This is a genomic window from Okeania sp. SIO3I5, assembly GCF_010672085.1.
Taxonomy (GTDB): Bacteria; Cyanobacteriota; Cyanobacteriia; order Cyanobacteriales; family Microcoleaceae; genus Trichodesmium.
Genome location: NZ_JAAHHT010000335.1, coordinates 1 through 8,023, shown reverse-complemented (window position 1 = coordinate 8,023; position 8,023 = coordinate 1). Strand labels below are relative to the sequence as shown.

Sequence of the window (8,023 nt, the reverse complement as noted above, 5' to 3'; positions counted from 1 at the left end):
GACAAAAAGCTAAAAGTGTTCATGTCAGCAAATTAAAAGTTGTACATAAAAAAGACGGTTATACCTATACATTTTGTCCACAATTGTCTATAAATGTCGAGGAAAATGCCGTCTAGGACTTGACAGATACCAAAGTAAAAAATTAAAAATTAAAAGTAGAATTTTATCGGCTCAAAACTTTGAGAATATAGCCTCAAAGTTTTTGATTCGACTTTGACATTATTTGATATTAAAGGTAAAAAAAATACCCTGATCAACTAAACTTAAAACTCAAAAGTTAAAACTTAAAACTCAAAAGCAGGATTTTATATACTTTAAACTTTGAGAGTATTTCTTCAAGGCTTGATATTTTCAATTTTTTTGATTCGACTTTGATATCAAAGCTAAAAAACATACCCTGATCAACCAAAATTAAAACTCAAAATTCAGATTTGATAGACTGCCAACTTTGAGAGTATTTCTTCAAGGCTTGATATTCTCAAAGTTTTTGATTCGACTTTGATATCAAAGCTAAAAAACATACCCTGATCAACCAAAATTAAAACTCAAAATTCAGATTTGATAGACTGCCAACTTTGAGACTATTTCTGCGAGGCTTGAGATTTTCCAAGTTTTTGATTCGACTGTGAAATTAAAGGTAAAAAATATACCCTGTTCAACCAAACTCAAAACTCAAAATTCAGATTTTGTAGACTGCCAACTTTGAGACTATTTCTGCGAGACTTTATATTCTCAAGATTTTTGATTCGACTGTGAAATTAAAGGTAAAAAACATACCCTGCTCAACCAAACTCAAAACTCAAAATTCAGATTTTGTAGACTGCCAACTTTGAGACTATTTCTGCGAGACTTTATATTCTCAAGATTTTTGATTCGACTGTGAAATTAAAGGTAAAAAACATACCCTGCTCAACCAAACTCAAAACTCAAAACTCAAAATTCAGATTTTGTAGACTGCCAACTTTGAGACTATTTCTAGGAGGCTTTATCTTCTCAAAATTTTTGATTCGACTGTGAAATTAAAGGTAAAAAATATACCCTGTTCAACCAAACTCACAACTCAAAATTCAGATTTTGTAGACTGCCAACTTTGAGACTATTTCTGCGAGGCTTTATATTCTCAAGATTTTTGATTCGACTGGGAAATTAAAGGTAAAAAACATACTCTTATCAAAATAATTTTTGAGCTAACCCTATTTAAGTATGGAACAAATTATGGGAATATGAACTTGTAGATATTACCATTCTTATTAACCATGACAACTGCTACAGCACCATTTCCAATTGACATAGCAAGCTACAAACCCCTGTCCCTAGACCCTACAAACTCTACCCTTACAGATGAACAACGACAAACACTCAAAGCAAATATTCAACTTTGCCGTGACACAATTATCTTCTTTACCGCCACTGGCGCTGCTAGAGGAGTAGGCGGTCATACAGGTGGCCCTTATGATACAGTGCCAGAAGTTATGATTCTAGATGCCTTCTTCCGAGGTGCAGCAGAAAAATTTGTACCTATTTTCTTTGATGAGGCAGGACACCGTGTAGCTACCCAATACTTAATGGCAGTTATACAAGGAGACCTTCCCGTTGAACGTCTTGTAAATTATCGAGCAGCTAATTCTCATCTACCAGGACACCCAGAACTAGGACTTACTCCAGGAGTAAAATTTAGTTCTGGAAGATTGGGGCATATGTGGCCTTACATCAATGGTGTGGCAATGGCAAATCCTAATAAAGTAGTATTTTGCCTCGGTTCTGACGGTTCTCAACAAGAAGGTAATGATGCTGAAGCTGCGAGAATGGCAGTAGCACAAAATCTTAATGTTAAATTGCTGATTGATGATAATGATGTGACTATTGCTGGTCATCCTTCTAGCTATTTAAAAGGTTATGACCTGAACAAAACTCTCACAGGTCATGGTCTGACTGTACTGGAAGGAGATGGAGAAGATTTAGACAGTCTTTACCAAAGAATCTGTCAAGCAGTTACAACTAAAGGTCCGATCGCTGTAGTTAATAAGCGGAAGATGTCCCCAGGAGTTGAAGGTTTAGAAGGTTCTATCCACGGCCATGATGTAATTCCTTTAAAGTTGGCGATCGAGTATCTCAAGGGTAGAGGGATAACTGAAGCAGTTAATTATCTTGAAGGTATTGAAAAACCTAAGCAAAGTTACACTTATCTGGGAGTTAGTGATAAAGCAGGTTCTAACCGCAATGTCTTTGGCGATACTGTCGTGTCTATTCTGAATGGCATGAGTGAGACAGAACGTAGCAACCACTTATTTGTTGATAGTGACTTAGAGGGTTCCTGCGGACTGAAGCAAATTCGTACGGCTTTCCCAGATCGGTTTGTTAGTGGCGGTATTATGGAACGAGGCAATTTTTCTGCTGCTGCGGGGTTTGGCATGGAAGTTGGTAAGCAGGGTATTTTTGCAACTTTCAGCGCCTTCCTAGAAATGTGCATCTCGGAAATTACTATGGCGCGGTTAAATAAGTCTAATGTTTTGTGTCATTTCTCCCACGCGGGGATAGATGATATGGCAGATAATACTTGTCACTTCGGTTTAAACAATATGTTTGCCGACAATGGTCTGGATGATGCTTATGAAACTCGTCTCTATTTCCCAGCAGATGCTAATCAAATGAAGGCTTGTGTTGAGGCGGTGTTTACTCAAACTGGAATGCGCTTTATTTTTTCGACTCGCTCGAAGGTGCCAATTATGCTTGACGCTGATGGTAAAGAATTTTTTGGGGAAGGTTACAAGTTTACTCCTGGGAAGGATGAGGTGATTCGGGAAGGTACTGCTGGTTATATTGTGAGTTTTGGTGATGCGTTGTATCGTTCTCTCGATGCAGTGGAACGTCTGAAGCAGGAGGGAATAGATGTTGGTTTGATTAATAAACCGACTCTGAATGTAATTGATGAGGATATGTTGAAAAAGGTAGGTGCTGCTCCTTTTGTTTTGGTAGTTGAGGCTTTCAACCGTCGTACTGGTTTGGGCAGTCGTTTCGGTTCTTGGTTATTAGAACGTGGTATGAGTCCGAAGTTTTCTTATATTGCTACTCACAAAGAAGGTTGTGGCGGTCTTTGGGAACAGTTCCCTCATCAAGGCATTGGTCCTGAAGGTATTATGGGTAAGGTTAAGGAGTTAGTTAAATAATTTTCTCTAATTAGGTAGTAGGAGCGGAAAGAGATATTTTCTGTATTTCGTCTTTTTGCTTTACAGCGCTTTTCAGATTGATGACCTTACGTCACAACCAAAACCCTGTAGGGGCGATTCGCGTTTGCGGAGCATGACCTAGGAAATCGCCCCTACTATAAAAGTGCTTTAGTTTCCTTTGAGAGAACCACCACACTGAAATTTTTTCAGTGTCGGATGAATCGAAGGGAATAGACATCTCCAAAAATAAAAAGTCAAATCAATTCTTATCCATAAATCATCAATTATTCTTCGCTGTTCCCTGTTCCCTGTTCCCTGTTCCCTCTTTTCTGGAGATGTCTAATATCTCTAAAGAAAGTTCTGAGAGTCTCAAGTAGACGTCAGAAGTTTAGAGTAGAACTTTCGCTTTTGGTGTAGGAACTTCACTGAGGGTTTGGAGACCAAATGGGTTTGGAGACCAAACCCCTACTTCCAGGCAAACCAAGTTTCCCTAATTTCAATAATTATTAAGTGCCACCTTCTAAAAATCTAGACAATCCTAGACACGCTCTTCATCTTTGATGTTGGGCGATTTTCCGGCTCACCGATTCATAAGTCTACTGGCAAAGAAGGTTAATGTTCCGCTCAAACACCGCCGAGTTTAGGTCTAATTAAATTTCGCTACAGTCATTGCGACTTACACTCCGTGGAAGGAAGCAATCTCCAAGGTTTTGAGTGATTTACATTTTTTTAGGTAGTTAGGTTAATTCGTACCTACCTAATAACTAAGTGATAAAAAATTTTTGTTTGTAGTATTGCTCTAGCTCTATCTACACTTATTGCTAGAGCAATACTACGAGAGTTTCTAATTAAATTATTCAACCGGACATTATATAAGTCCTAGTTTTATCTATCAGTCATCATTTTTATTTTTGAGCATTACCAAGATATTTGATTTTGAATAGCAGTTTTTGGATACTATCAAAATAAATTTGTCAATGGTTATTATTGCTTAAGCACCGACACCTTTTCAAAATAAGTTTTTTGAGACTTATTCATCCGTAGAAAAAAGTATAAATTTTTGCACCCTATATTGACGAAAAATAGAAGGTTGTAGCTTTTTTTAGACAAAATTTCTTATTTTTAAACATAAAACTGGCACAATAAGCTATGTATCTATATGATACCAAATCGCTGAAATAACGCAAGTCCGTGAAATATTTTGTAATAATTAGCCGAAATCAGAGATTTTTTAATAAGCATAAAAAATGATAAGAGTTGATTTTATTTTTTTTACTTATAGTTTTGCCTTATTGCGGGAAACTGTTTTTTGATTTTAGTCATGGAAGAAAGCGATCGCTACTTCTAGAGAAGAATAAAGATTTTAAAGTATAGGAATCAGGAATGAGATGTGAGACAAAACTGTAGGGGTTTGGTCTCCAAATCCCTTCTTAGTTTGGGGAGAGGAGACCAAAACCCTACGATCAAATATTACAAATTCTCACAAATTACAACTGATTGCTATAGTTTTAATTTGTTATAAATTAGAGATTTTTTTCAGGAGTATAGGGGTAGTAAATGGAAAAAATCTCTAACAAAATACGCCGACAAAGAAAGATTTTTGGCAACTACTCTAAATCCAGATTAAGTCAGAAAAAAAGAGATGTTTAATAATAGATTGGCGATCGCTACTGTCACAAAACCAGATTAGAGAAGCACATAAATAATAGAGAGGTTGCTAAGTGTTGAATTAGTAGAAACTCTCTAATAAATACATCTGTCTCAAGCTGAGGTAAATATTCTATGAAATGGCAACTTTCTATCTGGCAAATTACTTTTCCACTTTGCGGAGTTCTAATTTTTTTCAAAGGAATGGAAGGAAGCAATATCAAAGGTTTCGATACATCAACATTTCGTTAGATGTTAGGTTTATTAGCGCGTGCCTACTTAGAGATATTTTGAGTTGCCATAAATTAGAGATTTTTTTCAGGAGATAAGGGAAGCAAATGCCAAAAATCTCTAGCAAAATATGCTGACAAAGAAAGATTTTTGGCAACTGCTCTAAATCCAGATTAAGTCAGAAAAAAAGAGAAGTTTAATAATAGATTGGCGATCGCTACTGTCACAAAACCAGATGAGAGAACCACATAAATAATAGAGAGTTTGCTAAGTCTTGAATTAGTACGAAACCCTCTGATAAATACATCTGTCTCAAGCTGAGGTAAATATTCTATGAAATGGCAACTTTCTATCTGGCAAATTACCTTTCCACTTTGCGGAGTCCTAATTTTTTCCATCGGAGCTTTTACCACAATTCAGATGATTAACGGTAGGTATCTTTTTCATCTTGAAGTAACTCATCAAGGAATGAAAATTATAACGGATGTTGATAAAAGAGATAGTGGAAATGATTCTGTTCAGGAAATTCAGGTTAATGTTCGGGAAGAAGTTAAGGAGGAGGATAAAACCACAGTTATTGAGTGATTAAATTAGTTCTGTTTCTTGGTCAGCTCTATCAAGATTCTGGGAGAGGATTTTCTTCAGCAGTTCAGTAATTTTGGAATTGATTTATAAATTACTTTCTTGAGTTTCTGATGATCGAGTCTGCTAGATATCTAATCAGAAAAACAGTCTCTTGTCGTTTTGGTTGAGAAACTTAAGTTGTTTCCCAAAGGTTAGCCCAACAAATATATTTTTTGTTGGGCTGAACCGAATTTGTCTAGCTACAATACCCTGACTAAATTATCAGAACATGACATTAGAATTCTTTCAGATTTTTGTCATTCCACAAAAATCTTAATCAACAAAAAATTCTTTACCCCTTGTTTTTTGCTTCTCATAATAGTCAAGTTTCTCTTCCGTCAATAAACCTAACTTCTCATAAACCAAGCCATCTATTTTTTCAATCCAATAATTTAGTAAATCGTCTGATTCTGCTCTTTCAAGTATTTTTTCCATTTGTTCAGCTTCATGTTGAGATAACTCTGAGAGATTTGTCAGTTCATAATACTTTTGAAGTAGACTTTTTTGCTTTGAAGTAAGGCGTTTAAACTTTTCAGTTTCTATAGGCGATAATAATTTTGCCAAACTACCCTCAAAATTAGCATAAGAAATTTCATATAAACGTTGCCAAGTAGGAGGTAATTCTGCGGAATTTTGACAAATAACTGGCAACCAACTCGCCCCAGGAAATTTATCTTCTATTACTTGTAATTTTTCCCTCGCTTCTCGCACAGAAATATATAGAGATTTACCACTAGCAAATAACTGAATAAAATACTTCAAAAATTTCCGGGCAACTTCATCTGGCACTTCTTCTTGCATAACAATAATTGCCGGAATATTTAACCGAGCAAGTTGTCTGGCTAAACCTAATCCATCGCAAGAATTAAAAATTGCTAATTGTAGATCTTTCCTAATAGCTGTTGCCAGGGCGTTTTCTAATTCTTCAATTGTCATTTTTGTTTCATTTCCTAAATCAAAATATCCTGTACTGCCATCTGCTTCGCTTTCACTATGACCAGAAAAACAAATAATATCCCAACCTTTTTCATCCCATAACTTTTCATCTAATTCTTGGCGACTTGGTTTCACTAAAGAAACAACTTCTGCTGCGCTGGATAGACTGGAAAAATATTCTTTATCTGCCTCAACATTTATCCCTTTGTCATTTCCAAAAATTGCCAAGATGCGGATTTTTTCCCTAGTAATATTTAGCTTTTCGACTCGGTTAGCTTCCGGCAAACCTATAGCAGTTTCCCCAAATAGATAATCTGAGAAAAAATTCCATAAGTGCCAGGGAATTCGCTGCATTAAAATATCTTCAGATTGGATAATTAACCTTATCTTGTCTGCAGGATTAAATCTAACTCGTAATTCCTTTTCTATTCGGTTAAAATCTGAGGCACTTAACCAGTTGTTGAGGAGAAGTTGCCATTCTTTCTCTAATTCCTGAATCTGAATAATTATTTTCTGAAATTCCTTTTCGGAAAAATTTATTTTCTGCTCTTTCTTCACTTTGATTCTAGGAAGCAAGTTTAAATTTCGATAGCATTCTCTTAATTGTTTATATTTTTCTTTCCAGTCTTGATAGAGTTGAGGAATTTCTGAATTTGAAGGTAAGTTACCAGTAAAAGAAATTGGTAAAGGATGATTGTCTGACCAAATATTTGCTCTAATAACTGGAAAACCTGTTGCAAAATTTCCTCCTTCAAAATTGAGAGTAACTAAATAATTAGCAGAGGTTGATTTTTGAAATATGCCATGGACTAAAGACATCATGTAATTCTTTTGCTCTTCTGAACGAGCATCTAACTCTATCTGATATTTTCTCTCACTTTCCTGAAGATTTAGATTAATTTGTTCTTGGATTCCTTCCAACTTTTTCTGATATTTTTCCTCTAGCACTCTGACATTTTCATCATAGAATTCCATCAACTCCCGATGGATTTTTTCTTTCTCTATTTCTGGGGGTACATCAATTCTAATTACTACTACTCCATCGCCTTTATTTTCCATACCTTGAATTTTCATGGGGATGCCTTGGTTTTCCACTTGTACCTGTTGGAAAGATGACATAAATGCTTTGGCATCTACTCCATTTTGGAAAATTAAATCCACAGTATTCAAGACTTCTGTGAATAACTTTGTAAAGTATCCCTCTTGAAAATATCCACTACTTGGGCGACGTTCTCTATCGTCTGTTTCTGGTTTTGGTTCTTCTAATAAATAGATATATTTTGATTCAACATTATTGAGGATAGTTGTGTGGTCAATATTCCAAGCTTCTAAACAAGTTCCTGACATTTGAGCGGTGGTAAAATTAGTGCCTATTGCTAATGCTTCGGTTAAATTTGCATTGTTTAAATTGGCAGCTT

General features: G+C 35.6%; 3 protein-coding genes. 2 read left to right on the top strand and 1 reads right to left on the bottom strand.

Features of this window, described 5'->3' with window-relative positions; genetic code table 11:
• Positions 1-1,256 precede the first annotated feature (1,256 nt).
• Complete coding sequence (locus F6K40_RS36955) at positions 1,257-3,167, top strand: transketolase C-terminal domain-containing protein (RefSeq protein ID WP_293144205.1); 1,911 nt, start codon at positions 1,257-1,259, stop codon at positions 3,165-3,167.
• A 2,211-nt stretch (positions 3,168-5,378) separates the two neighbouring features.
• Positions 5,379-5,630, top strand: coding sequence for a hypothetical protein (locus F6K40_RS36950; RefSeq protein ID WP_293144202.1), 252 nt, complete (start codon positions 5,379-5,381; stop codon positions 5,628-5,630).
• Positions 5,631-5,942: 312 nt separating this feature from the next.
• Here the strand turns inward: F6K40_RS36950 and F6K40_RS36945 are convergent.
• Positions 5,943-8,023: CHAT domain-containing protein (locus F6K40_RS36945; RefSeq protein ID WP_293144200.1), on the bottom strand; the 2,081-nt coding region annotated here is incomplete at its 5' end.